At 40.4% G+C, this 25300-nt stretch carries 23 protein-coding genes and 2 pseudogenes; 6 read left to right on the top strand and 19 right to left on the bottom strand.

The genetic code is table 11. The features are described 5' to 3' along the window. Window positions 1-241 precede the first annotated feature (241 nt). Entirely contained in the window at window positions 242-919 is a 678-nt protein-coding gene (locus SPSYN_RS04735) for a queuosine precursor transporter (protein ID WP_161821329.1), read from the top strand. A 180-nt stretch (window positions 920-1099) separates the two neighbouring features. Here the strand turns inward: SPSYN_RS04735 and SPSYN_RS04730 are convergent, their stop codons facing one another. Continuing rightward, window positions 1100-1360, bottom strand: coding sequence for a MazG-like family protein (locus SPSYN_RS04730; RefSeq protein ID WP_161821328.1), 261 nt, complete (start codon window positions 1358-1360; stop codon window positions 1100-1102). A 209-nt stretch (window positions 1361-1569) separates the two neighbouring features. Then, window positions 1570-2898, bottom strand: a complete 1329-nt coding sequence (locus tag SPSYN_RS04725; RefSeq protein ID WP_161821327.1) for a hemolysin family protein — start codon at window positions 2896-2898, stop codon at window positions 1570-1572. A gap of 232 nt (window positions 2899-3130) precedes the next feature. Between SPSYN_RS04725 and SPSYN_RS04720 the strand changes: the two genes are divergently transcribed. After that, entirely contained in the window at window positions 3131-4480 is a 1350-nt protein-coding gene (locus SPSYN_RS04720; RefSeq protein WP_161821436.1) for an aminotransferase class V-fold PLP-dependent enzyme, read from the top strand. A gap of 108 nt (window positions 4481-4588) precedes the next feature. Here the strand turns inward: SPSYN_RS04720 and hsp18 are convergent, their stop codons facing one another. After that, window positions 4589-5023: a heat shock protein Hsp18 gene (hsp18, locus tag SPSYN_RS04715; protein ID WP_161821326.1), complete on the bottom strand. Its 435-nt coding sequence runs from the start codon at window positions 5021-5023 to the stop codon at window positions 4589-4591. Between the two features lie 252 nt (window positions 5024-5275). Here hsp18 and SPSYN_RS04710 point away from each other — a divergent pair, with 252 nt between their 5' ends. Then, window positions 5276-6682: an S-layer homology domain-containing protein gene (locus SPSYN_RS04710; RefSeq protein ID WP_161821325.1), complete on the top strand. Its 1407-nt coding sequence runs from the start codon at window positions 5276-5278 to the stop codon at window positions 6680-6682. Between the two features lie 148 nt (window positions 6683-6830). Here SPSYN_RS04710 and SPSYN_RS04705 read toward each other — a convergent pair whose 3' ends face one another. Together SPSYN_RS04705 and SPSYN_RS04700 are read right to left on the bottom strand one after the other, a co-directional pair. Next, the gene (locus tag SPSYN_RS04705) at window positions 6831-7133 is read right to left on the bottom strand and encodes an STAS domain-containing protein (protein ID WP_161821324.1); all 303 of its coding nucleotides are present in this window, start codon (window positions 7131-7133) and stop codon (window positions 6831-6833) included. Between the two features lie 68 nt (window positions 7134-7201). After that, window positions 7202-8926, bottom strand: coding sequence for an ATP-binding SpoIIE family protein phosphatase (locus tag SPSYN_RS04700; protein ID WP_161821323.1), 1725 nt, complete (start codon window positions 8924-8926; stop codon window positions 7202-7204). Between the two features lie 224 nt (window positions 8927-9150). On the opposite strand from SPSYN_RS04700, the gene SPSYN_RS04695 reads away from it, so the two are divergent. Next, window positions 9151-11499 carry an STAS domain-containing protein gene (locus SPSYN_RS04695; RefSeq protein WP_161821322.1) on the top strand — a complete coding sequence of 783 codons (2349 nt, stop codon included), beginning with the start codon at window positions 9151-9153 and terminating at the stop codon, window positions 11497-11499. Window positions 11500-11723: 224 nt separating this feature from the next. Here SPSYN_RS04695 and SPSYN_RS04690 read toward each other — a convergent pair whose 3' ends face one another. The 6 genes from SPSYN_RS04690 to SPSYN_RS04665 all read right to left on the bottom strand — a co-directional run bounded on the left by SPSYN_RS04690 (window position 11724) and on the right by SPSYN_RS04665 (window position 18385). Further along, window positions 11724-13112, bottom strand: coding sequence for a hypothetical protein (locus tag SPSYN_RS04690; protein ID WP_202623721.1), 1389 nt, complete (start codon window positions 13110-13112; stop codon window positions 11724-11726). A 114-nt stretch (window positions 13113-13226) separates the two neighbouring features. Next, complete coding sequence (locus SPSYN_RS04685; protein ID WP_161821321.1) at window positions 13227-13466, bottom strand: single-stranded DNA-binding protein; 240 nt, start codon at window positions 13464-13466, stop codon at window positions 13227-13229. Between the two features lie 453 nt (window positions 13467-13919). Next, window positions 13920-14909: a DUF3231 family protein gene (locus tag SPSYN_RS04680; protein WP_161821320.1), complete on the bottom strand. Its 990-nt coding sequence runs from the start codon at window positions 14907-14909 to the stop codon at window positions 13920-13922. A 764-nt stretch (window positions 14910-15673) separates the two neighbouring features. Next, window positions 15674-16438 carry a hypothetical protein gene (locus tag SPSYN_RS04675; protein ID WP_161821319.1) on the bottom strand — a complete coding sequence of 255 codons (765 nt, stop codon included), beginning with the start codon at window positions 16436-16438 and terminating at the stop codon, window positions 15674-15676. A gap of 32 nt (window positions 16439-16470) precedes the next feature. Then, window positions 16471-17112 (bottom strand): response regulator transcription factor, encoded by a 642-nt coding sequence (locus SPSYN_RS04670; protein WP_161821318.1) that lies wholly within the window; start codon window positions 17110-17112, stop codon window positions 16471-16473. A gap of 4 nt (window positions 17113-17116) precedes the next feature. Then, a complete protein-coding gene (locus SPSYN_RS04665) occupies window positions 17117-18385 on the bottom strand; it encodes a sensor histidine kinase (RefSeq protein ID WP_161821317.1) in 1269 nt (422 codons plus the stop codon). Window positions 18386-18659: 274 nt separating this feature from the next. On the opposite strand from SPSYN_RS04665, the gene SPSYN_RS04660 reads away from it, so the two are divergent. Together SPSYN_RS04660 and SPSYN_RS04655 are read left to right on the top strand one after the other, a co-directional pair. Then, window positions 18660-19445 (top strand): flavodoxin family protein, encoded by a 786-nt coding sequence (locus SPSYN_RS04660; protein ID WP_161821316.1) that lies wholly within the window; start codon window positions 18660-18662, stop codon window positions 19443-19445. A 102-nt stretch (window positions 19446-19547) separates the two neighbouring features. Further along, window positions 19548-20180 (top strand): methyltransferase family protein, encoded by a 633-nt coding sequence (locus SPSYN_RS04655; protein WP_161821315.1) that lies wholly within the window; start codon window positions 19548-19550, stop codon window positions 20178-20180. Window positions 20181-20249: 69 nt separating this feature from the next. On the opposite strand, the pseudogene SPSYN_RS04650 reads toward SPSYN_RS04655, so the two are convergent. From SPSYN_RS04650 to SPSYN_RS04620, 8 genes and pseudogenes are all read right to left on the bottom strand, one after another. Beyond that, window positions 20250-20573: pseudogene (locus SPSYN_RS04650) on the bottom strand (PEP-utilizing enzyme); the annotation flags it as partial. 3 nt (window positions 20574-20576) lie between these two features. Then, complete coding sequence (locus SPSYN_RS04645) at window positions 20577-20840, bottom strand: RAMP superfamily CRISPR-associated protein (protein WP_161821314.1); 264 nt, start codon at window positions 20838-20840, stop codon at window positions 20577-20579. Between the two features lie 17 nt (window positions 20841-20857). Further along, window positions 20858-21772 (bottom strand): creatininase family protein, encoded by a 915-nt coding sequence (locus SPSYN_RS04640; protein ID WP_161821313.1) that lies wholly within the window; start codon window positions 21770-21772, stop codon window positions 20858-20860. Window positions 21773-22062: 290 nt separating this feature from the next. Further along, entirely contained in the window at window positions 22063-23079 is a 1017-nt protein-coding gene (locus SPSYN_RS04635) for an ATP-binding protein (RefSeq protein WP_161821312.1), read from the bottom strand. Further along, a complete protein-coding gene (locus SPSYN_RS04630) occupies window positions 23070-23771 on the bottom strand; it encodes an AlbA family DNA-binding domain-containing protein (protein WP_161821311.1) in 702 nt (233 codons plus the stop codon). Before SPSYN_RS04630 ends, SPSYN_RS04635 begins: the two co-directional genes overlap by 10 nt. A gap of 39 nt (window positions 23772-23810) precedes the next feature. After that, the gene (locus tag SPSYN_RS04625) at window positions 23811-24386 is read right to left on the bottom strand and encodes a DEAD/DEAH box helicase (protein ID WP_243152909.1); all 576 of its coding nucleotides are present in this window, start codon (window positions 24384-24386) and stop codon (window positions 23811-23813) included. A gap of 138 nt (window positions 24387-24524) precedes the next feature. Next, a pseudogene (locus tag SPSYN_RS16425) lies at window positions 24525-24611 on the bottom strand (DEAD/DEAH box helicase family protein); the annotation flags it as partial. Between the two features lie 225 nt (window positions 24612-24836). Next, a partial coding sequence (locus SPSYN_RS04620) for an integrase core domain-containing protein (protein WP_161821310.1) occupies window positions 24837-25300 on the bottom strand: 464 nt, incomplete at its 5' end.

Below are 25300 nucleotides of genomic sequence, written 5' to 3'. Positions count from 1 at the left end.
AAAATGACGGACCTTGTACAGTAGATTTTCAGACCAAAGTAACCTTACCCTGGCTGATTAATGAAGGCATTAAAGTTCCTTAGTCATAATACGTTTTAATAGAATTTGATAATATATTTACGAATATCTTATCCTGTGATAGGATAAAAGTTGTTTTTGTCGGTCAGAAGCAGTCTAGTTAATCAAATACAAGGTTTTCCGGTCGCGGCCACCCGGATTAACAAAACAGGAGGCGGTTTAGTTGCGTTTATTTCCCATCATCATGGCCTTGTTTGTTACTGTGCTGTTGGTTTCAAACACTGTAGCAGTTAAAATCACTCATCTTGGACCTTTTTATTTTGACGGCGCGACGATTCTTTTTCCCCTAACCTATATCTTTGGGGACATCTTAACCGAGGTTTATGGATATAAACGAAGCAGAATTGTAGTTTGGACCGGATTCTTGGCTTGTGTCTTTATGTCTTTGATGTACTGGCTGGTGGGCATACTACCTGCTGCCAATGATTGGCAACAGCAGGAGGCTTACCTGGCCATATTGGGCCAAATTCCAAGAATAGTAATCGCAAGTTTGATTGCTTACCTGGGCGGTGAGTTTGTTAATGCCTTTATCCTGGCGAAAATGAAAATCGCCACTAAAGGGCGGTATCTTTGGACCAGAACAATTGGCTCCACCATAGTGGGCCAGGCAGTAGACACAGTATTATTCGTAGTTATCGCCTTTACAGGAATAATACCGGCCAACTTGTTAATGTACATGATCGTATCCAACTACGTTTTTAAAATAGCCTTTGAGGCCTTAGCTACTCCCTTTACCTATGCCGCAGTAGGGTTGGTGAAAAAGATAGAAGACGTGGATTACTATGACAGCGACACGGATTTCAACCCCTTCAGATTTTCCATTAAAGACATGATGGCTTAGGGAGTAACAACCATCTGTACCAATAATTAACATCAAAAAGCCGCACCCACTTACCAAGGGGCGTGCGGCAAAATCAAACCTTGCATCTCTGCCTACAGCAACCTGGGGGGGTACAAGGTTTAAACTATTTTAACATTATAAACTTCGTAAAGAACAGCCCAAAAGGGCAAATAATCTAATTTACTGTGTACCCTTTAATATTTCTACTACCTTTTCCCTAATGGCGCTGGACAAATCTATGCCGGCGGCATTAGCTAGTGAAAGGCAGTAAATCACTAGGCCGATCAGTTCATCCCGCACCCGCTCATGAGATAAATCGGCGGTTTCAATGTCAATGAGCAGTGATGGCTCCATGTTATGATACTCTCTTAAGCGGGAGTTTTCTACAAAAATGGCCACAAAGTCTTTAAGCTGCTTAAGATTTGTAGTAGCATCAGTCATTGACATAAACCTCCTTTGTAAATTTTATTAAAAATAAATCTATACACATTCCAGCATAAAAATATTGGCACCTTTATATATGCATTAATTACAATATGCATTTGTTAAAAAAAAGGTGTTCAGCCAACTAAAAAAGCACCCCCCAGAGAGAGTGCTTGCACCATCAAACGTTATGATAAAAAGACAGAATACCTTTGGTATTCTGTACGTTAAGCATATTCGATTTTGCAAATTTTTACTTTTTCAATCCTTTTGTTTTTTACTTCTTCAATTTTAAACACAACATTATTATGTTCCAAAGTATACTCTTCACCATCATTAGGAATGAACCCCAGCAGCATGATTAGAAACCCGCTTAATGTATCATAGTCTTCTGAATCATCTTCGAGATCTAATAATAATTCTTTATTTAATTCCTCAACAGGCAAGCGACCTTTGACCAAGTAGGTGTTGTCGTCGATTTTTTTAATATCCGCATCTGAGTCTAAAGTATCATCATCTTCAATTTTCCCCATTACTTCTTCAATTACATCTGCAATGGTAACAATACCGGAAAAACCACCATACTCGTCAATCAAAATTGCGATTTGTTTTTTCGAGTTTTGTAAATCCTTAAAGAGATCATCAATATTCTTTCTTTCAGGCACAAAATAGGCCGGTCGGAGAATGCTCCTAATGTCAACATTGGCAAAACCCACCCGGCGAGCTTCGATAATAAAGTCTTTGATGTGGAGTACACCGATGATGTTATCACTATCGCCTTCGTAAACCGGAATTCTGGAATGCTTTTGCTGCAACAATTCGTCAACATATTCCGACAATGGCTCGTCAATATCAATTAAATAAACATCAGTTCTCGGTGTCATTACTTCTTCTGCCAATTTGTCATCAAACTCGAAAATGCTATCAATCATTTCCTTTTCTGTTTCATTGATTGCACCATGTTCTTGCCCGACTTCAACCATTGATTTAATTTCTTCTCTTGACACCCTTTCTTCCAGGTCGGGATTATTTACACCCGTGAGCCGGATTAATAAGTTTGTGGAGAATGTTAGCAATTTAACAAAAGGTGCGGTTAGTGTTAGAAAAAACATTACCGGCTTCACGGCAAAAAGCGCAATGGCTTCTGATTTTTGCAAGGCTAGCCTTTTAGGATACAGCTCACCTAACACAAGAATAACGTAAGATAAAATAAGCGTCACGACAATCAGCGCTAAGTCCTGGCTATAAGGGATAGCAAATTTGCTTAGCAACAAACCAAGGTCATCAGCAATACCTGTTGCCGCATAGGCACTAGAGAAAAAGCCCGCAAAGGTAATTCCAACCTGAATAGTTGATAAAAACTTTGTGGGCTCTTTTATTAATTTCTGCAATAAAACGGCTTTACTATTGCCTTCGTCAATTAAAATTCTCAATCTAGTTCTATTTATAGATACAATTGCCAGTTCGGCAGCAGCAAAAAAGGCGTTAATAATGGTAAGAATAGCAATGACGGTTAATTGCACAAATATACTCGCTGACTCCGGATCCGTTTCCATTAGATTCCCTTTCTGATTATTAATAATTTATAAAAATTATAATAACCCAAACTGTATTTTTTTTCAACCTTTAGGTAATTGGACCATGGTGATAAATACATAATAATTGTGTCCATTTCGGCAGCAGTTCAATTATTAGCATAACATTATGACATCCTTCATCATAATATGTTGGAAGGAATGCGAAATGCGAAACGCGAAATTGGCCAGGCTTTAATGTCTTTCAATGGAGATGATTCCTTTGCAACAAAACATAACGCAAACTGAGTTAAGAAATCTGGTTGTCGGCATAGATACTGAGGTGCCGATAGCTGAGCATAAATTTACAACTGCAGTAAATTTTGATAATGCAGCGTCTACCCCGCCCTTCCTGGCGGTAATGCAAGAAATTAATAATTTTGCGCCCTGGTATGCCTCCGTGCACCGGGGGACAGGTTACAAATCGATTTTATCCACCCAAATATTTGAAGGTGGCCGGCAGGCCATTAAAGATTTTGTTAAAGCTGACCAAGAAAAAGATGTAGTTATTTATACCAAAAATACTACGGAATCTATCAATATGCTAGCTTATCTGTTGTGTGCAGATGTTCCGGACCATAAGGACCAGGTTATCCTTACAACCTGGATGGAACACCTGGCCAATGATCTACCCTGGAGAAGCAAATTTACGGTTGATTATGTAGATATAGATAATTACGGCAGGCTGTGCTTAGATGACCTGGAAAGCAAACTCCAAAAATACCGCCATAGAGTAAAATTGGTTACAGTTACAGGAGCCTCGAACATAACAGGATATGTTAACCCGATCCATGAAATTGCCAAACTGGCTCATCAATACGGCACGAAGGTGCTGATTGACGGCGCACAATTAGTTCCACATATAGCGGTTGATATGAAACCGATAGAATCACCGGAACATATTGATTTTCTGGTTTTTTCTGCACATAAAATGTATGCTCCCTTCGGGATAGGGGTACTAATCGGTCCCCGGGAGTTTTTTGACCGGCGTGAGCCTGTATATAAAGGCGGGGGAGATGTTAAACTCGCAACACATCAAAATATTTTTTGGGAAGATCCCCCGGCAAAAGATGAAGCCGGTTCTCCCAATGTTATTGGCGTAGTAGCATTAACGGCAGCGATTAAAACTTTGACAAGTATCGGCCTTGAACGAATTGAAGCACATGAAATATCTTTGGCCGACTATGCATTGGAAAGACTAAAACACTTGCCAGATATCGAAATCTATACCCACAGTCAACGGGGAAAAAGAAAAGTGGGAATTATTCCCTTTAACATCAGAGGCGTACATCACGAATTAACTGCCAAAATACTATCCGGTGAGGATGGGATTGCGGTAAGAAATGGCTTGTTTTGCGCACATCTTTATGCTCAGAGGCTGTTGAATTTAACTCCTGAATGCCTGGATTATTACAGCAATAACCCGGACATACCTTTTCCCGGCCTGGTTAGGGCCAGCTTTGGACTGTATAACAACTTTTTGGAAGTAGACCGATTTATCATGGCCCTGCAGAAAATTATTGCTAATAAAAGTATTTATATAGCCAAATACAGCGACAGCTAGCAGCTTATTCCACCCGCCTTTTAGCAAGCAAAGATATCGCCCAAGCAAAGAGAAAGGGGATTGAATCCTGTAAATTACAGAACTCAATCCCCCTAGGGTTACAATGCTTTATTCAATTTCGATCTTTTTCGTCGCCGCCTTTTCTGCTTTGGCTTTCGGCAGTTCAATTTTAAGAACGCCCTCGACAAAGGAGGCTTTTATTTTTTCCTCATCCACATCATCAACATAGAAAGTTCTCTTTAACTCGCCGTATTTTCTCTCTTTCCTAACGTAGTTTTCCGTCTTTTCCTCAGTAGTGTCTTCTCTTGTGGCTGAGACTGTTAAATAGTTGTTTTCGAATTCGATGTTAATGGAATCCTTGTTTACTCCCGGGAGGTCGGCTTCTACTAAATAGGCGTTTTCATTTTCCTTAATGTCGACTTTGAAGCCGAAACCAAATTTCTCAAAAGGAACCGGTGCGAAGAAGTCACTATCAAAGAAATGGTCAAAAAAGTCTTCTCCTCTTCTCAACAAACCTCTCTTGAAAGGAACAATATTAAACATAGACCCAACCTCCTTATTTAAATGAAAATTATATTTATATAGTACAAGCACCAAATAAGGCACGTCAAAACGCATAACACCTTGATTTAGCAAGTTTTGGTCTGTTTTCAACGCAAAATGAGTTTATATTTTTAATTTTGCGAATTTTGGGCATTTTCTTATTAATTGATGCACAGCAATCATCGTCTGTCCCCCCCAAAAATATAGCTGCCTGCGAATTAATTAGTATAAGAATAATAGGGAGGGATAAACTTGAAAAAATTCTTTACTATTATGCTGGTAATGTTGCTGACAACAGCCTTGTCAACCGGCGCAGCATGGGCTAAATCCGGCAACGCCAAAAAGGATAAGACTAAACCCAAAGCGCAAACCGTACAAATGTATAAGATGCAATACAAGGCTATGGTAGACGGCAAAATCTCAGCTAAGGGCACTAAGTTCAGGGACACTAAAAATCATTGGGGCAGCGCCTCAATACAACGAATGGCAGATATGGAGTTGTTCAAAGGTTACGATGACGGTACTTTTAAACCCAACAAAAACATGAGCCAGGCAGAAATGATTGCACTACTGATGCGATTAGCAGACAACGATAGCAATGACAAAAAAGATACAACTTACAGTGAAAATCTTCGGGAAGTCCCCAGTTGGGCCAGGGATTCAGTTAAAAAGGCCATAAATTTAAAAATTTTAAACCTGAACCGGTTCAATTCCGCACAACAAGCTTCTCGAGCTCAAACCTGTGTTATATTTGCTAAAGTACTAGCTTTAACTCCAGTTGATATCGATAAAGTAAATTTTAAAGATAAAATATTAATTAGCAAAGATGATCTCGGCTACATCCTGGCGATGTATCAAGCAGGCTATATTAAGGGCGCACCGGGGAACTACTTCTTACCCAACAATTATATAACCAGAGCGGAAATGGCTACCATCCTGGAAAGAATTTTGAAGGACCTTAAAGAAGATGAAGACGATGTAGATGAAGAGGATAATACTGATCTTACAGACCTGGAAAACGAGCTACTAGACGAATACTCCGAAATTGAAGAGGTACCTGTAGAAAATATCAAGCTATCAGGAGACGAGGATCGTTTAGACGTTGAGATCGAGGTTGAGTTGGACGAATACAAGGATGAATGGTCCGATTTAAATAATCGTGATATCAAGGACTATTTAACCAACCTGGTCGACGAAATTCAAGACGAACTTGACGAGGATACCATTGTTAGAGGCAAAATAATCAACATTGATAAAGATGACGTGTTGGTTAAATTTACTAAGTACGGGACCGGAAATCTTATCGTAAATTATTATGATGATAATGTAAATGATATTAACGACGTAGAGGATGAGCTAAAAGGCAACGAATATAATGTAAGTAATATTGATTTCAAAATTACTTCAATTAATTACGACGAAAATGATGAAGTAACGGTCGTTTTAAAATCCCGGGAATATATATCCGCTAATGAATGGGATGACCTGAATAACAGAGCTATTGAGGACGACGTAAGAACCATGTGTAAAGAACTTGCCGAAGCCTTTCAAGATGATGCCGACGCAGAGCCGGAAATAGTTCACGTCAAATTGTATAATATATATTCATATTTTCTGGCAAGCTATGATTTTGACGTAGAGAATGAAACACTGGATTAGCTGACAAGAGCATGAATAATACCTCAGGCAAAGAAGGGGGGTAAAGCACAACGAGCTAAAGGTTCATAGTGCTTTACCCCTTTCTTTCTATAAAATACAAACAGCGAGTTCCGAAGAACCCGCTGTTGCAGTACAATTAGACAGATTGTCAATTGATTTTCATAATTCCGGAAAATCCCGTGATATCAAATATCTCCTTCACCGACTCATTTGCCCCAACAATTTCCATTTTCGTTCCCTGAGCATTTATCTTTTTCTGTGCAGTCAAAATCACACGCAGCCCTGCACTGCTGATGTATTCCAGTGCGGTAAAATCGAAAACGAGATTGACCGCTCCTTCTTCAAATATAGCACTTAGTTCGTTTGCCAGCTGGGTACTGGTTACTGTATCCAGTCTGCCCTGAAGGGCTAGAGTGGTGGTATTCCCCTGCGCATTTTTTGTAATCTTCATGGTAAACTCTCCTTATCTTAGCTTTTAATTGACTTTTTTTCTCTTTGATTATCTTTAAAATTCTTTTATTACTTTATTTGTTTTTCCATTACCAAAATATTTTTTCCTGCTTCCCTACGGTATTCTATTTTATCCATCAAATTACGTACTAAATGTATACCTAAGCCACCAACTGCCCGTTCATCAATGCCTAGACTTAGATCCGGTTTTGACTGTTTTAAGGGATTAAACGCCATCCCATCGTCTTGAATAGTAATAACCAGCATTTTTTCCTGCAGGTCAATTGTTACCAGGATTTCATGTTCTCCACCTTCGGGGAAACCATAACTGATGGTATTGGTCAGCAACTCATCCAGACAAAGGTTAACTTGAAAATTTAGTTGGGCAGGTAGATTATTAGCTGCAGCAAAATCTTCTACGTCTGCAGCCAGGATGGGTATTTCCTCTAGCTTATTTTTCACGCGATACTCCACTTGTTTTTGCTTGAGATATTTTATAACCATTATAGTTATGTCATCAGACTGGCTGGCTCCGTTTACAAATTGTCGGGTGTTATTCAAAATGTAATTAACCTCATCCTTGGCAGTTTTACCGTCAAATTGCCGTAATATGTTTTCCAGTCGTTGTTCGCCCAAAAATTCCCCGTCAGGATTCATTGCTTCTGTTACCCCATCCGTATACATCACCAGACTATCTCCTGCGCTAAGCTTGATGCTGGCACAAACATATTTAACATCTTCCATAACTCCTAAAGCCATTCCAGGTATTTTGGGCAAAGCTTTTACTTCTCCATTTTTCCTGAGTAAATAAGGTGTATTGTGGCCGCCATTACTGAAAATCACTTCTCCGGTTGAAATCGTTAGAATACCAAGAAATTCGGTTACAAACATACCGGAGTCATTATCCTCACAAAGTTCGTTATTTACCCGGTATAATATTTCATCAGGACCCAGATTGATGTCGGCTTTGGCTTTTATCAAGGTTTTGGTAACCGCCATAAAAAGGGAAGCCGGAACTCCTTTTCCGGAGACATCTCCTATGGTGAAATAGAGATGATCCTCATCCAGCAAGAAAAAGTCATAGAGATCCCCTCCCACCTCTTTAGCAGATTCCAAAACAGCAAATATATCGAATTGCGGCCGTTCTGGAAAAGGCGGGAAGATTTTGGGAACAATGCTCATCTGTATTTCGCGGGCTGCACTCAATTCCCCCTCAATTAATTCCTTGGTATGCTGAGTTTCCTGTTCTTTCATTAAATTGTGAATGATAAAAGCGAATATGCCCATACCCAAAGTATTGGTAATAATCATAGGTAAACTTACATTCTGAATTATAAGCAATGCTTGACTAAATGGCTTTACGATTACCAGAGTCAAACCCATGTGCAAGGCTTCCATCAGAGCCATAAACACTACGGCACAAGTAATGCTGGCGAATTTACCTTTCCGATACTGATAGATAAGACCGCCAATTAATCCTGCCAAAACAGTGGAAATGGAACAGGGGATATAGGTAGGCCCACCCAGCGTATAGCGATGTATTCCGCCGATAAGACCAGCGCCAATACCGACCCACGGCCCTCCAATTAGTCCGGCAATGGCTGGTCCCAGATCACGGATATTAGCAATTGCCCCCATAACATCTATACCGCTTAGTGTTCCGTAAATGGAGAATATTCCAAATATCAGAATCATGCCAAGCTGTTGCTTAATGGTAATTTCGTTCTTAGTCATTATGGCTATATAAGCCCTGGTCCTGGTTAAAACATAGGCTAATACTATGACCACCGACATATTTTTTACTAACTCTATGCCTAAATCGATAATGTTATGTATTTATGCCGCCTTCCTTCTTGCTATAAAAAGATATAGATGAAATTTCAACAAATAATCAAAATATCCTGCCGGTTTTTAGCAATTGCAAGGTTATCCGTGCTTTTTGTAGAATATTATTTAATAACCTTTAGCAGAAACATTACCCTACTTATATGGTTTTATCATGGGGAGGAGTATTCAATATGCTTGAAGTTTCTATCTTCATTGAGGAAGGTATCCTTCAGATTTGTTTACAGGGGCGGTTTGATGGGCTGGGAGCCCAACTTTTTGAGCAAAAATTAAAGGAAGGTATAAAAAACGAAAATCAATGGATTATAGATTTCACAAATGTTACCTACTTATCCAGCGCCGGAATTCGGTCCCTGATTAAATGCGGCAAGAAGTTAGCAAAACTTGACGGAAGATTAATACTAATGGGATTAACCCGTGACGTTAAATCAGTGTTACAGACTACCGGCGTACTTCAGCTATTTGGACAGGCTGAAGGTATGGCCGAAGCCATGAAACAAATAAATATGAGGCTTTTATCAGAAAGACCTAACAGTTTTGCGGCTCTGGGAAGAGTATGTACCTGGCAAATACTATCAGCTAAAGAAAGCTGTCTCGATATCTGGAATCCGTTAAAAAAGCCCTCACGGAATAATTTAGATAGCATTAATCTTCTTCCAGCCAGTCTGGAAGATCTTGGTGTGGCTTTTGGCATAGGAGGTTTAGGTTTTGACCGCGTGGACGCTTTTGAAGGATTAGGGCCATTTTTAGCTCTGGAAAGAATGATCGGAGTAATGCCTGCAGATGGTTATAATCAACCGGATTTTATGGTAGTAAATGACCCTCGGGAGGCAGAAACGTATATAGCTGCTGCAGCAAGTTTTAGTGGACAGCCGTGGGGAAGATTGGATATTCCGCCAGGTGCACCGGTTAATTTACAAGATATACATAAACTGATAATTGAGAAATTACAGGAAAAACCACATCAGAATAAAGATCTCCTGGGTATGGTAATAGTTGGCCGAACGCAGACGGTAAACGGGAGCTATTATCAAAACCGTGAAGATTTGAAAAACAACCATTTACATAACCGGGAAGTTTCAGGCAACAAAACCATATTGCTTATTGGTATGGCAGCAAGTGCAGCTTGGAAAACAGATGAGTATTTGGCACCGCTAATGGCTCAGCAGGGTATAAAGCCGGGAGAAGAATTCTTCTGGGGAAATGTTCTTGTTTTTGCCAATATCATTGATTGGCAAAATATTCAGGAGCCTGGGGAGGTCTTAAAGTATTGCTCGGATCTGGAATTAATGCAAGATGTGTGCATAGCCGATAAAAATATGACTCTTACTGAAGGGAGGGTTTGGTTCTTTATACCCGGACAAATCCGCTCCGGGGAGGAGAAACAACTGCAGATTGAAGTAGGGGATGGGATTGCTTTCCCGGAGGAATGGGGAATTATTACCCGTCGCCTTTATTCTGATGCCAGACGAGTAGTTCTAGAACCATTACACGGAGGATTTAGTCTTGGTAAACCATTTCGCGTAACAGCTTATGATAATGCTAATCGACGCATGTTGCCTACAGTTTTAAAGATAGGACCAACCTCCTTGATCGAAAAAGAAATTGAAAACCATCAAAAATATGTGCACGGTTATATTCTTAACAATTCCACAACCATTATGGGACAAACCACGTGCGGTGATACCACTGGGATGAGATATAACTTTTTGGGTATCAGCGGACCGGATAGCAATCTTTGCTGGCTGACTAATCGCTTTCAAGAAAAGCCGGTGGGGGAATTAATACCGCTTTTTGATGAAATATTTACTCATATCCTCAAACCCTGGTACGGTCAACCCTGCTGGGAAATGATTAAGCCTTATCAGGAGCATAATCCTTTGGTGCGATTTCCAATGATACTTGAAGAAGCGGAAAAAGAATTGGGAATATCGGCTCACCAAGACATGATTGATTGTCCCGAATTAGGTGTGGTTCTTCCTAATCCCTATAATTTTTTACAAAAAGAATATCCTGCCCGGCAATCCGCATCCCGCCTTTGGTATACGGGTATCAATCATGGGGATTTAAATATGCAAAATATCCTGCTGGACGAACGCGACAATGTTTATATTATTGATTTCTCCGATACCGGGCCGAGAAACATAGTATCTGATTTCGCCCGTTTGGAACCTATTTTTAAATTTGAGATGACCCGGCTGGGAAACAATGAAGATTTGATATCTTTCTTGGAATTCGAGCGGGCCCTGGCGCAGGTAAATTCATTAGATGAAATGCCGCCATTCGTCTACCGTGGAAATGACCCCGAGGTTGTTAAGGTTTATCATATGATCTGCCAGATAAGAAAATATGCCAAAACGGTAGTAATCTTTGAAACAGATATTATTCCCTATCTTTTAGCCATGCTGGAGTGGACTTTTCCCGTCGTTATTTATGGCAGTGTAACCCCACTGGTTAAAAAAGCTGCAACCTATAGTGCTGCTTTGATAGTAGAACAAATTATGCGATTGGATAGAATTTGAGATAGACTCAAATTCTATATCCATATTATATCCATATTAAAGAACACTTAACTATGTATGTCACTTTAAGGCTTGCTCCGCCGGGGAGAGGAAATTACTATATAGCCCCCTAATAGATTTGGAGAAAGTACGCATAATACGTTAACATATTATTTGGCCAAAAAAAAGGCGAGTTGTCAGACACTCGCTCTAGTACCGTTATCTATGATAAAGGCAACCTGAGTCTACTTCATAGTAGTTACGTGTTTCACCTTATCAGAATAGTTATATCGGCCCCTAATTTTCGTATATTGACTTCTTACTGTTTTTTTACGATGAAAATCTCTGGTCATATATTCCGCAATATTTTCCGTTTTCAACAATTTAGAAGCTCGTCCATTATTAGAGTATAGATAATTACATATTTTGGCCCAAATACGTTGTATCTCAAGAAATTCCATGTAATGTTTTTTAACGTTACGGTGATATTTATCTAATTCTATCGCTATGTTCATAAATTCATTTCTATTAAAATAATTACATATTTTAGGCAATGTTTCGCTTAGCTGTTGTCTCATCAGTTCGATTTTGTCTTCGTAGACATTTCGTTGTGTTATATATAGCAGAAGTGGTTTATACCGAATCCAGCCAATACAAGCATTATAGAAGCGAGTAATAAATTGCTCTGAATCTGCTTCAACGCATCGAAGGCTGATAGGTAATACTCCATCAAGCAAATGATTATAGGTAAAAAATCCGTCATGGAATGTATAACACGGTACTCGCATCACCTTGTGTTCGCCCAGGCAGGCACTTAAAAAAGTATCTTCACCTCGTGCACCAGGCGGATTATAGAAGGGCTTGACTCTAAGGGGATCAGTCAGGTTAATACAGAGGTTCCCTCCGGAAATAAATTTACAATGATTTACTTCCTTAACCTCCTTTACTGCCTCACTGGTAAGCACCTGCGTATCAGCATAAGTAATACCGCCATTATTCATTATCATTCGTATTGAATCCCAATTAATTATATCGTTGCTTATAGCCTCTATAAACATAGCAAAATCATTCTCGGTCAAAACACTATTAAATTCCACATAAGGAATGGGGGATACATACCCACAATGGTAGCCATGAGTGATATCAGCCTGTCTGATATAGCGCAAGTGAGTTCTTATAACATGCTGACCACTCCATACAACATTCGGGCGTGTCCTGGTTACTGCCAGTGGATATTCGTCATCATCCAAGAAAATAAGATAATCTATGTTGTTTTTTATCGCTGTATACAGAATAGAATTACGCTGAGCCGCATATCCACTTCCAAAAATCCAAGTTTCGTTATTATTGATAACATTTTTGTTTACAAGATGCTGAACTTCCGCCTTCATCTCATCTTTACCAATAAAATAGACATTATCTATTAAATCAAGCACTTCTTTTTTTATTTCTTTATAATCTTCCGGTTTAGTATTTGAATACTTCAAATCATAAGCAACTAGAAGGTTTAGACCGATATCTTTTCTTTCAGACAAACCACATTCCCGCCAGTTGAAAACATAAGTCTTTAGAACCTTTCGGAAACTCTTACGTCCAGTCGCAAAACCTATTCCTAATTGAATGTTTTTATTCAATATTATCGACCTCCCCAATCATTATTAAAAACATTCAAAAAAGAGTAAGTATCACTAAACGTTTTATATGACTATTAGAAACAAACCGCTACGAATTCACTTTTTATTTAAAATTTACTTGCATATTTTTTCATATCTCTGCTGATTCGAAGATGTCTTCTCTATAGCCTGAATATTTCCACCAGTTCTATTTACTTGGTTTAAAAATAACGTTCCAAGAAGCAGCCTGTCTTTTACCGGGATTCTATTCCAGACATAACCCTTAAACAGATCCCTGATCAGAAATATCTCGTTTTCTTGAAGGTTATCAGTTTCTTTTATAGCTTCGTCCAGTAATTGATTAACATCAACCATAGCAAACACCTCCTTATCATCCTTATTAACAACATTGTTATCAATATTGTACTACTGCTCCGCATATTGTCAATTATAGAAAAACCGCCGTTTAAGGATAATCACTCCTCAACCGGCAGTCCCCGTGTTTCGAACTGTCATCCTGAGCGCTAGCGAAGGATCTTGCGTTGGCGATAGATTTAAAGATTCTTCGCTGCGCTCGGAATGACATAAAGTTCCTGTATTTTCATCCCTCTGATGGTGCCGCTCGCGGCATGGATGTCTACCCGTTGAAAACACCTGCTATAATAAAAGCCCGCTGCCAGCGATTAACGGCTTGGCGAACCATGCAGCAATCTTAAGTGCCGGTAACATCATACCTTTTCGTGTTTATATTTCTCCACTGCCGAGAAAAACTTGTATAGTTACCCGGCATAAAGCCGTTCTTACTGTTAACTTTTTACGCCGTCGTGACTATCCCTTGAAGGAGGGTGGCTTAAACACCCAGCCTTTTAATATTCCATAGGAAATGAATTTATCATAGATATCTATCTCCTCGGTTAGCAGGTCCTTAAACTTTTTCTGCACTGCAGGGTTGATGCTTTCTTGAAAAGCAATCATATGTATCGGCAAAAAGGATTGGATACCCCTGAAAATTTGCCTGTAGATATACCTGTCCGATACTGCATCGCTAGTCTGGGCTGTAATTTCCGCTTCGGGAGGCTTTCCGGGCAAGGGCACTGCGTATTTTTGCATCATCTTTTCCAGCTCCGAGCTTTGTTTCTTGAGTGTATCTTGGCCAATGCTAATAGCGGCCCTTAAATCGGGGTCTGTGGCAATATTTTTCATATGATTGGTAAATTCGGCCGTATCATACCTGGCGGACAATTTAACCCACATCTGGGCTGCTTCAATGATGGTAGGGTTTTCCTGCCCACCGCTTTTATTACCTTTGTACTCAGGTTGAGCTTGCAACCAGTTTTTTTTCAGGCCGAGATCTTGAAGGCCATTGTATATATCCATTTCTTCCAGTAAAAACTTTTTAAAAAAATTCCTCATTTGTGAAGACGTACTTTGTATAAAGGCAACCATATCGACCGGCAGGAACCGTTTAATGTCGTTAAATATCCTGCTGAAGATATATCTATCCGTGATTGATGCTATGTCCTCCAAGATCTTAATTTCTGAAGGGGGCCGTGGCGTTAACGGAACCGAATATTCAGCCATCACCTTTTCCAATTGTTGTGTCTGCTGACTAATTTTTTTTAGAAGGATTTGCGCTTCATTTCGCAAATCCTTATCTTTAACGTAGTTCATAAATATCAAAATGCTTTCTATTAAATCATATCTAGCCAACAGTTTGTTCCATAAATTTGCCGCCTCAGCTATCGTTAATTTATGCTGCTTTGCCACCGCCGATTTTCCTATATCCGGCGTTTTATTAATGATTGTTGATATTTTCATGTCTTTCACCTTGTTTTTTCTGAAGAATACGAAATGTTTCTTGACCAGCTTTTCCGAGCTCCACTAAGCAACCCGCTTAATTGTACCTCAATTTCATTTTCTACCACCATTAATATAACCGTCCCCCACAAGATTATTCTTATATAATAAGCTAACGCTTAGTTTAAGGAAATGGCACGCAAGAGGAGACGGTCTACAGCTAATAGCCAGTATAATGGACCCAAGATTGTACACCAATCCCCGAGAAGCCAGACAAAGAATTGCCGGCTAACTGAACTTTTATAATTATCGCCGTCCTCACCAAGCACTGGATTTGCAGACGCCTTCAGAATAGCGGAGAAATGTATGTCCAGAGTAGCTCACTGCATAGATAATGCACTGATGGAAGGCTTCTGGGGAGTTATGAAGAGAGAAATGTATTATGGTAGAAAGTTCAAACAAAAGAGGAATTAATTGCAGCGATAAACGACTACATGGATTACTATGTAATAAGCGTGTTCAGCGCAGGCTTGGGGTATTAACACCGTCCAAGTACTATCAGACAAAAATAGCAGCATAAAAACTGCCCGACGAATCGGGCAGAAAATCTTTTGTTTTTTAGTTGTCTACTTGACGGGGAGCATATCACAAAAATAGCGGGTTTTCGGACAAATTATGGTGGAGGCGGACCACTTGTCGATGTATGCACAGTTAGAGGCTTGCCTTTTATATCTTTGGGTTATATCGATTAACGTCCTTGATTAGTTATATTATTAGGGTCAATGCTAGGACAAATACCAGTATGACCTGACCCATTCATCATAAATTTCTTTTTCTGATTTATTAAATACTTCTTGGTAGGATATTCCTTTAACAATACTTGCCACTTTGTCCCAGCCATACGTTTTATCAAGGTACTCAATATACAAGTATGAATATTCATACCCGCCAATTTTTCCAAACTTTATTTCATTTTCTAAACAAATATCTTCAAAAGAAGGAACATTATTTTTCTCAATAAAGTTTTCTTGTGGCTTTTGATCTGATAGATATCCTGCAACACCATTATCAATCCAGTATGAAAGTTCAGGGTTTATAAGGTAATTAATGGTATGCGTCATCTCATGTGGTGCAGCCGACAAAATACTATCATGATTATGTCCTGATACTTTTGCATATGGTGAAACCATTAAGGCTATATCACCTTTATTATCTCCAACATACCATTCCGGCGCAAATAATAACGTAACAAGACCTGCTTTTTTCATTTGAAAAGTTGATTGCTTTTTATATATATACATCTTCGTTTTGGCAGCTTCTGTATAATTTAATTTTTTTCTTATCTCTTTTGCAGTAGATTCCAACAAATCAAAAACTTCATGTGCTCCTTTTTCGTCACCTTTCTGATAGTATACAATTACATACTGCCCTGCTATCTCCTGCATACCGGGGGATTTTAAGATCAAAGCAGGTAAATACTGAATAACTGCTACTGATATAATACTAACTAATCCGATAAGAATGGGTTTTGACATTTTATTTTTTTTCATTTGTTCTTATCACCCAGTAAAATTTACTTTTTTTAATTGCGTACAATACCTTCATCCCTGGCTTTTTTTACCGCCTGCAGTCGGTCCCGGACATCTAGTTTGCTGTAGATACTGGAAATATAGTTTTTAACCGTACCTTCAGACAGAAAGAGCTTCTCCGCAGTTTCACGGTTGCTCAGACCCTGGGCCAAGCACTCCAATACCTGCTGCTCACGCTCACTTAACCCGTGATTTAAGCTTTTGGGCTCGTTTTGTTTTAACTGGCTGGCCATCATCCTGGCCATATTAGGAGAAATCAGCGTTCCGCCCCGGTTCACCAGCCGGATGCCTGTTGCCAGGTCTTTAGGGTGAATTGCTTTAAGCAAATAGCCTTCAGCCCCGATATCCAACGCATCAACAACATAATCCAACTCCTGAAAGGTGGTAAGAATAATCACACGTATCTGAGGCCAGTTGTTTTTAATCAAACGCGTGGCTACAATGCCATCCATTTCCGGCATGTGAATATCCATCAGAACGACGTCAGGCTGCTGCCGCTCACATAGCTCTACAGCAACGCGTCCGTTTTCAGCCATACCGATAACCTCAATATCTTCTTCCATATTTAAAACTATGGACAGGCTTTCCCTAATCAGTTCCTGATCATCTACAACCAGTATACGCAAGCTGCTCACAGTATTACCTCCCTGTCGGTATTAAACAGGTAATCCGGGTTCCTTTTCCTTTTTCAGACCAGTACTCCAGCGTTCCATGCAGAGCCGCCAGGCGCTGCTGCATGGAAGATAGGCCGAAGCCCGGCTTTAACCCATCGGCACCAACGCCGTCATCTTCTATGGATAATATTATCTCACCAGCGGTAAATTTCAGGTTGATGGTTATGTTTTTGGCCTGGCCGTGCCGCAGGGCGTTAGTCAGCGATTCCTGTATACAGCGAATCAGGGTCATCTTCACCGGTAGTACCTCATCATGAACTTCCCCTTCAATATGAATGCCGACGCTTGCTCCCGTATGCAAAGAAAATTCATTGGTTATCCGGGCGATATGCTGAGAAAGAGGCAGTTCCTGACCTTTAGGAGCAATCTCGTGAATACTCCGCCGGACCTCAGCCAAGCCGTTTCTAGCCACCTGGCGCAGCACATCCAACTTTTCCCTGGCCACGTCCGGAGCAGTATCTATTAAATAACTAACTGCATCCATGCCCATAATCACAGAGGTGAAAGTATGACCCACCGTGTCATGTAATTCCCTGGCCATACGATTGCGCTCCTCCAGCTGGGTCAACTCTTCCACCTGCTTAGCGTATGCCACCAGCATTTGGTTTTGTTCCTGGATGAGCTGATACTGCCGTTCGTTTTCCCTTAACAGCTGTTTCATTTTAATGTGGGCATTCAGCATGCGCCTAAATATATAACCCAAGGCCAGCATTAATAGGTTTTGTAATACCGCCAGCAGTATATCTGTCCAGGGACTGCCGGGGAAAGCCAAGTTGGCCAGGGGAATCAGCAGGATAAAAAAAGTTAAAATTAACCATAAGTTCTTTTTATGAATAAAATAACCCGTAGTTAACAAGGGCACAGCCAGAACAAAAATATCTTTGTGCAGTATAAGGGAAATATACACCTGCAGCCCGCCGGTACAAACCAACTCTGCGAGCGGGTAAAGCACTGTATTAATGGTACCGGGCCGCCAGAACAACTGTGGCACAATAAAAGCAACCAGCAGCCAAATCAGTATGATGTAAAAGGACATACCAGTGTGATCCGGATCTGTGATGAAAACAATGACCAGGATGAAAAACCACCCGGCTCTTACCATAGCGAGTAAAAAATCCAGCCACTGCCAGGCCCTGGGCTGTTCACTCATATAAAACCCCGCGCTTTCCTTGATTCTTTCTTTCATAATTATAGCATTATAAATAACCTCCTGCAGAAAAGAGCGCTTATACATACGATTTCAGCCATATCCTTTCGTTTATTCAAGTTATTATATCAGCTATAATTACCTGCCTAACTATATTTTAAAGGGATGGCTTTTTATCATGTAGTGCAATAAGTCATGTTTTATTTATACTGAGTGTCATGTGACCGGATAAACAAAAGCTACCCCCCTCACATGACTATTTACCCTGCAAAGACATGACGTATTGCACTACCTACCAACAGGACCTTACTTTAGAATCATAGGTAAGAACATTGGTTAATTTATTACAGAGGTGATTTCGTTGTCCGCAAAAGTTGTCGCTATCATTGGCAGTCCTCGCAATGGAAGAACTCTGGGTATAGTAAAACAATTTGAACAGTGTCTAAAAAAGCTAGGCAATATAGATTTTGAATATGTTTTTCTAAAAGATGTAGATTTAAAAGCGTGCCGGGGCTGCGGGGCCTGTTTGGAAAAAGGTGAAGAATACTGCCCATTAAAAGACGAACGAACAGATATTTTTATGAAGATGATGCAGGCCGACGGAGTGATCTTTGCCTCACCTGTGTATTCTTTGCAGGTAACAGCACTGTTAAAAAACCTGTTGGACCGCCTGGCTTATGTTTTTCATCGTCCCTGTTTTTTCCATAAAACCTTTATGCCGATTGTAACGCAGGGAGTATACGGCTATGAAGGCGTCCTGAAATATTTGGCTGAGGTAGCCCGCTTTTGGGGTTTCAAGACCTGCCCGGGGCTTGGTCTTACCGTCGCCTGGGAAAAACCGCTGCCGGCGGAACAGCAAAAATACGATTTAGAGACAGCTAAGGCCGCCCAAAGGTTTTTTAGCTATCTCACCAGCAATACCGACTCTATCCCCAGCTTAAAAGAAGTGGTTATTTTCCGTTCCGTACGAGCTGTACACTCAATTGAGGCGGGACTGGCGCGGGATTATCGCTACTACAAGGAGCAGGGCTGGCTTGAGGCAGATTATTTTTACCCCACCAGAATTAGTTGGTATAAGCAAATTATTGGAAGGTGGGTGGAAAAACAAACTATTAAACAAGCCCTGAAAGCAAAAAGGGCTCTTTAATTAACGGCAGCAAATCAAAATAATTAAATCAATTTCATGCATTTTATCGGCAGGGGGACCAGAGCTAAAGGTTAAAATTTTAAACTAGGAGCTGAAAAGGTAATGGAAGATATCTGGAGCCACTTTGGGCAATGGTGGGCGGTCGCTGTTTGGATCATTATGTTCGGAGTGTTCCTGGCCTTTATTCCGTTTTATAAAAAAAGCCAGATCAAACCGGCCGGGGCTTTTATGGCTTTTGTGGTGGCGCTGGCCTTTGAAATGTTTGGCATACCATTAAGTATGTATGTCATCACCTGGGTTTTTGGCTATACTCTACCAGAAGGGGTGCTATGGGGCCATACCCTGGTGCAGTATATTGGTTACTGGGGAACATATTTTGGTTCGGCGCTATATATAATAGGCGGTATACTGATTATCTTAGGGTGGAGAAATATCCACAAACACTACTGGAGTAAAGAAGCGGGGAAAGGCAGACTGGTAACCGGTGGGATCTATGCTTACATCCGGCACCCCCAGTATACCGGCTTCCTGCTTATAACGCTGGGCATGATATTTGAATGGGCTACCATTCCCCTGCTAATAATGTGGCCGATTCTAGTTGTTCTTTATTACAGGCTGGCTAAAAAAGAAGAGCAGTACATGGAAGAGGAATTTGGTCCGGAGTATATCAAATATAAGAGCAAAACCGGCATGTTTCTACCGATAAAATATAGCCTAAGAAGGATGTCCTTTTAATTTTGTTTTATAGATTGTCCATTATAATTCCATGGCTATCTCCTATTATGGATGTGATAATGAGCAAAACTACAGATATACCTTTCCCCCGTCACCATCGACAGTAATTAACTGACCATCTTTAATTACCTTCATTGCTCCTGGAATGTTTACCACCGCAGGAATGCCGTACTCTCTGGCCACAATGGAGCCGTGAGACAAAAACCCTCCTGTCTCCATAACAATAGCGGAAACCTTTAAAAATAGGGGGGTCCAGCCAGGGTCCGTTGACGGGGCCACCAGTACATCCCCGGCCTGCAGTTTTTTCCCTTCGTCGGGATGGAAAATTAATTTTGCCGTACCCGAAGCACTTCCCGCTGATACGCCAAAACCGGTAAGTATGTTATCTGAGCTGGGCTACGGTTGGCAGATAGGGAGATTATTGAAAATCAGGTTACTTATTGATCCACATTGGCTGTTTTTCATTAGTTGAGCAACCAGTGCAGTGCGTACCGCTCCCTTGACACAGGATCCCGGAATGTCGGGCCGCCCCTTGTCATCCTTGAAAAAAGTAAGTAGTTCGCGAAAGTTAGCTGCCCTAACGGCTTCTCCAGCCGGGATAGCGTAGCTAACAAAAGTAACATAATCATTTTCAGGTACGGGGGTTCGCTGTGGCATCATATCATAAATCCAATTAATTACCTTCTAAATAACCTCAACCACCATAGCATGGGCTTAGTAAACGGTCTTTGACCTGAGATGGATTTTTCTATCAGATCCACAGCAATGGAAACATGTCCTTTAGTCATCCTCTCACCATCATCGGCATTTGCTTTACTTGGAGAGCCAAGATATGGTTGGTTTTTTGCATCCCTTGTCCAATTTACCAGATTGGCTAAATGTTCTAAATCTGCACTTATGTTAACCAAACCCATCTTATTAAATATTTTCCCCAGCCACCCAACTGCAGCACTCAGCCCTTTCTTTCTTGCTAAAAAGCTTGAGGAAACATTTAAATAATCCCTTACAAGCTCCGGGTTTGTTGCTAACATTAGGGATGTTTCATTGGTTCCGGCATGGGCATCTGCATCATCACCACAATTACCAGATGCCAGGTTAATCATTTGTAAAAATTTTTTATCATGTCGCACCATCATGCGATAAATGACGTTAAAGGGATTAATTAGGTAAAAATTATAACAATGCCAAGCTTTGCGCGATGCTACTTCCATTGCAATCTGATGACTTGGCCCTCCATGATTATCACAGATAACCAAATATTTAAATCCCATTTTAGACAACTGGCCGGCCATATCAAGCAAAAAACTCTCTAATGTTTTTGCTCTTATAGTAATGGATCCTTTAACTGGCAGAGAGTCACAACCAGCAAATAACGGTGGTAAAAGCAAAAGTTCAAAGTCGGGATACCGTTGTAGTAAAGCTTTGCAGTACTCTTGTTGCAACTTCTCCCCTATGTAAACATCTGTACCCAGCGGCAAATGCGGTCCATGAACTTCTAAAGGACTGACGGTCATTAAACATATTGCTTTATGTGTATTAATTTTATTAAATTCCGTACAAGTAAGATCCGCATATTTGCGAACACCTGTCATAAGATACCTCATTTATTAGACATTTGTATTACTATGAAGGCATGGTAACTTAACGTTAATAATCCCTCTATATCCAAAATTTTCGGCGAGAAAGAGGTAGTTCCTGCACCTAAATGATACTTGGTGTATGACAAGGTGACAACGTTAACATAAAAAAATAAGGCGGTTATTAATAACAAAGCCCCGGCAACAAATCGCCGAGAATCCACCCTTTTGCTGATCCGTATAAAATTCAAAATAGACTCCAAATATATTTCAAAATAGACTCCAAATAGGATAAATTATATTGGTTACAGAGTATATTTTGTCCATCTACCTTTTCCGGTACGTTTTAATAAATACTTTCTATTCATACTTGTTAAAAGATAATTTGCCGCATTTATATCAATTTTTAACAATTCCCGGCATAAAGAATTAGTAATAAAGCCATGCTCTTTTACATAATTCAATATTTCTTTCTCTTTTTCCGATAACTTTGGCTCAAGGGTCGGCTCTATCTGCTGGTTTTTATCCAAGACCCAGTCACTGAGAGTATAATACGCACCTCCACGAGTACCGTGTTGTAGCAGCACCTCTGCCCGCTTTACCATATCCCCCAACTCCCTTGTCGCTTGAACACTTTCCACGCTATTGATACGTTGGTAATCCCGATTAGTTAATTTGGGGGCATAAGGATTTCTTTTTAAATAAGCAAGAGCAAATCGTTGATTATCATTAAGATCGATTAAGCTAAATTTGTTTAGCCACTCTAACGTTTCTTTATCCAACAAAGTGTGGTTAAAAAACGTTACATTAAAGGAAGTATGCTTATTTGTAAATTTAGGTGGCGCTAGATGTGCTGCGCGCATGGCCTCCATCATGGTCCGAATGCCTGAACCACGGTTTTCCACCAAGTCCATATCTTCCATCATACGCATTAGTGCCGCATTTCTGGTTGCCGGTGCATCTATACCAATGGTATCCTCAGATAAATGACCATAAAGCCCGCCTTGATTTTCTATCTCCAGCCGATCCGTAAACATACGAATTTGAATATGCGTCCCCAAAGCATAATGGCTGTAGTCTCTATGACCCAAGGCATTAATTATAGCCTCCCTTAAGGCTATTCGTGGGTACTCATCAATATCGTTGCGCCACAAGCCACTTATTACAGTGCTGCGACGCATATTATAAACTATTGCCTTTTCAGCTTCGGCAATGATTTCGGGCAAAGTACCATCTAACCTACGATTGTCTAAAAACCTTTCTCCCCTAGGACCTTTTTCGTCTTGGTTAGTACCGGCAAATAATAAAAAGGCTATAAACAATGAAGGGAAAACTGTTGCGGGAAAGTGCCGAACATCAGCATACCGGCTAATGTTGGTACCAGTTTCCCTTCGTATTCAGTTAGTATATTTAAAGATTTTAATAACTGTTCCCAAGGTAAAACAAGTAGCCGGGAACCCGGCCTCTTTTCCTGAATTTTTAAAACATATTTTTCAATTGCCTTTTCGTCTAAATCCTCCGGTTTAGCCCTGAAAACTGGCTGCATATCATCCGTCGCCTGGCTTCTACCGCTCTTAAACATGTATATTTCGTAATCGGTCATTTTACGGTCACCGTCTGACACTCTAATATAAGAACCACCGTGCAGCCCCGCAGGTTTATAATAACAAGGCTTAAGCTCGATGGGACACTCAGGTATCTCGGCACATAAAATTATAGCTTCCTTATATTTTAAAGAAGTAAAAGTAAGACGCAGAGGAGGAACCATTTGCGCTGCAGCTTCCCCAACATTTTGCCTCAAATCGCTCAAGTTATAGATCCCTACTGGTTCAAAACCCCGCTCCTCATTTAATCCAAATATTATGACACCTCCCCCAGGTCGGTTACTCAAGGAAGAAAGGCTATCATAGATCTTGGGGGCACCTTTGGCAGCGGATTTAACTTCTATGTTATCTTGCTCGCTTTTAAATGACTGAACTTCATAGATTAGATTTAATAATTCATCCTTTGTCATGTAAGCATCACTCTTTAAGATTTATAGATAAATGAGATTTTACAAATTTAACATAAATTCAAATTGCTTGTTACACATATCTTCCTTGTCCCAAACCTTGTAACCCATCGTCTTATAGCCTTTAAGACGTTTATCGTACATACGTTTTAACATAGGTTCAAGGATATAAACGTAATCATAAATACGAACCACATGCTTGTTATTGTGTAAGCGATGTAATCGCCCCGCATATTGCTGCAATGTGCCTCGCCAGGAAATGGGCATTACCAGAAAAAGAGCATCTAACCTGGCATCATCAAAACCTTCACCAATGAAACGCCCGGTGGCAATAATTACACGTTCCTCATCATCCGGTATACTAGCAATCTTATCCGCAACAGCCTTTCTTTGTTTTTTTCCCATACCGCCCCGCAAAACAATAACATTACGAACAAAACCCTTTAAGCGCTTACCAAAATAATCTACGTGCTCCGTTCGTTCTGTCAACAATAGGGGAGTATAGCCTGCCTCTAAGGCCGTCAGGATGTCATCAAAAATTAAGTTATTTCGCTGTGCATCCAATATTAAAGCCGCATAAATATCCTGAATGCTTGGTTCCGAGATTTCTGAAGGCATTTTAAATGTTGTATACCTTGGGACAACCACATGTTTAAAGGGACGGGCGGCCGCTTGATTCTTTGCATCAACCCGAAAGCGTATGGGACCACACTGCATCATTATAATCGGATGATGGCCATCTTTCCTAATAGGTGTAGCCGTTAACCCAAATACGTACTTGGCTCTGACTTGCTTTAATACTTGCTCAAAACTAAATGCAGATACGTGATGACACTCATCAATAATCGGCTTGAACCCCTAAAATTGGAGAATATACACTTAAAAACTTAAGTTTATATAGAATACAACGTTTTATCTTGGGCAGCCGCCCTTGACATGGGGGCCCCTGGTGTCCGTGTTTCTTAGGGCCGACCAGGGCCCGCTGCAGCTAATGCTTTTGCGGCCCTTTGCCAAAGGCAGGCTAACACGGACACCCTCCCCATGTAAAGGGTCTGCGATGAACGGCTGCTAGGCGACCATCTTCTTCACTGATATCTGAATCTGGTTACTCATAACAGCTTTATAATATTTAGCAGGTGCAATGTACCCAATGCTGCCATGCCTACGACGATTGTTGTAATAATCCATGTATTCACTGATGACCCTGTAGGCTTCTGTAAAGCTAGTAAACTCATTTCTGCTATAGCATTCATCTTCTAAAATAGAATGAAAGGACTCAATATAGGCGTTCATATTAGGACTTTTAACGGGGATTCTTTCGTGAGTTAATTTCCATTTCCAGCATGTTTCTTCAAATTTTTTAGCTATAAACTGTGGGCCGTTATCGGTCCTTATTATCGGAAGTTCCATGCCGGGCTTCAAACCACGTTTATTAAGCGAATTTATAAGTACTGCGCAAGCATCCTTGGCTGTAGCGCTTAATCCAAGATGATAGTCAATTACTGAGCGGTCATAAACGTCTATAAGTGATA

Origin of the sequence: Sporotomaculum syntrophicum (assembly GCF_009932395.1) — a bacterium.
Classification (GTDB): domain Bacteria; phylum Bacillota; class Desulfotomaculia; order Desulfotomaculales; family Desulfallaceae; genus Sporotomaculum; species Sporotomaculum syntrophicum.
The sequence above is the reverse complement of the archived record's forward strand: the minus strand, read 5'-3'. Positions and strand labels throughout refer to the sequence as shown.

Excerpts from the sequence above, each read along its gene's own strand:
- SPSYN_RS04730 (WP_161821328.1), bottom strand. The coding sequence starts at position 1,360 with ATGACTGATGCTACTACAAATCTTAAGCAGCTTAAAGACTTTGTGGCC.
- SPSYN_RS04725 (WP_161821327.1), bottom strand. The coding sequence starts at position 2,898 with ATGGAAACGGATCCGGAGTCAGCGAGTATATTTGTGCAATTAACCGTC.
- SPSYN_RS04720 (WP_161821436.1), top strand. The coding sequence starts at position 3,131 with ATGATTCCTTTGCAACAAAACATAACGCAAACTGAGTTAAGAAATCTG.
- hsp18 (WP_161821326.1), bottom strand. The coding sequence starts at position 5,023 with ATGTTTAATATTGTTCCTTTCAAGAGAGGTTTGTTGAGAAGAGGAGAA.
- SPSYN_RS04705 (WP_161821324.1), bottom strand. The coding sequence starts at position 7,133 with ATGAAGATTACAAAAAATGCGCAGGGGAATACCACCACTCTAGCCCTT.
- SPSYN_RS04700 (WP_161821323.1), bottom strand. The coding sequence starts at position 8,926 with ATGTCGGTGGTCATAGTATTAGCCTATGTTTTAACCAGGACCAGGGCT.
- SPSYN_RS04695 (WP_161821322.1), top strand. The coding sequence starts at position 9,151 with ATGCTTGAAGTTTCTATCTTCATTGAGGAAGGTATCCTTCAGATTTGT.
- SPSYN_RS04685 (WP_161821321.1), bottom strand. The coding sequence starts at position 13,466 with ATGGTTGATGTTAATCAATTACTGGACGAAGCTATAAAAGAAACTGAT.
- SPSYN_RS04680 (WP_161821320.1), bottom strand. The coding sequence starts at position 14,909 with ATGAAAATATCAACAATCATTAATAAAACGCCGGATATAGGAAAATCG.
- SPSYN_RS04675 (WP_161821319.1), bottom strand. The coding sequence starts at position 16,438 with ATGAAAAAAAATAAAATGTCAAAACCCATTCTTATCGGATTAGTTAGT.
- SPSYN_RS04665 (WP_161821317.1), bottom strand. The coding sequence starts at position 18,385 with ATGTATAAGCGCTCTTTTCTGCAGGAGGTTATTTATAATGCTATAATT.
- SPSYN_RS04655 (WP_161821315.1), top strand. The coding sequence starts at position 19,548 with ATGGAAGATATCTGGAGCCACTTTGGGCAATGGTGGGCGGTCGCTGTT.
- SPSYN_RS04645 (WP_161821314.1), bottom strand. The coding sequence starts at position 20,840 with ATGATGCCACAGCGAACCCCCGTACCTGAAAATGATTATGTTACTTTT.
- SPSYN_RS04640 (WP_161821313.1), bottom strand. The coding sequence starts at position 21,772 with ATGACAGGTGTTCGCAAATATGCGGATCTTACTTGTACGGAATTTAAT.
- SPSYN_RS04630 (WP_161821311.1), bottom strand. The coding sequence starts at position 23,771 with ATGACAAAGGATGAATTATTAAATCTAATCTATGAAGTTCAGTCATTT.
- SPSYN_RS04625 (WP_243152909.1), bottom strand. The coding sequence starts at position 24,386 with ATGCCTTCAGAAATCTCGGAACCAAGCATTCAGGATATTTATGCGGCT.